At 57.0% G+C, this 754-nt stretch carries 1 protein-coding gene; it reads right to left on the minus strand.

The genetic code is table 11. From position 1 onward, the window contains the following. Positions 1 to 754 (minus strand): class I tRNA ligase family protein (locus ACTHUR_RS13690; protein WP_440399079.1); only part of this gene is annotated, 754 nt, incomplete at both ends.

Raw genomic sequence — 754 nt, forward strand, 5'->3', positions numbered from 1 at the left:
CTTCAAGTATTCGTAAACGGTACGCCACAGACGGCGCAGGAAGCGGTGTGCGCCTTCGCCGCCGCTGTCGCTCCATTCGAGGGACTGTTCGGGCGGTGCGGCGAACATCATGAACAGGCGGGCGGTGTCTGCGCCGTAGGCGTTAATCAGTTCTTGCGGATCGACGCCGTTGTTTTTGGACTTGGACATTTTTTCCGTGCCGCTGATGACGACTGGCAGTCCGTCTGCTTTCAGAACGGCGGAAACAGGGCGGCCTTTGTCGTCAAAAGTCAGCTCGACATCGGCAGGGTTGATCCAGTCTTTGCCGCCTTTGTCGTTTTCGCGGTAGTAGGTTTCGCAAACGACCATGCCTTGCGTCAGCAGGCGTTCAAACGGTTCGTCAACATTGACCAAGCCTTCGTCGCGCATCAGTTTGGTGAAGAAACGCGCGTATAAGAGGTGCAGAATCGCGTGTTCGATGCCGCCGATGTATTGGTCGACCGCGCCCCAGTATTTTGCGGCTTTAGTCGATACCATGCCTTCTGCGAACTTGGGCGACATATAGCGGAAGAAATACCAGCTTGACTCCATGAAGGTGTCCATGGTGTCGGTTTCGCGTTTCGCCACGCCGCCGCAGCATGGGCAGGTGGTTTCGTAAAACTCGGGCATTTTTGCCAGCGGCGAACCCATGCCGTCGGGTACGACGTTTTCAGGCAGGACGACCGGCAGTTGGTCGGCTGGGACGGGTACGTCGCCGCATTTTTCGCAATGGATG

The organism is Neisseria sp. P0021.S007, assembly GCF_051956855.1.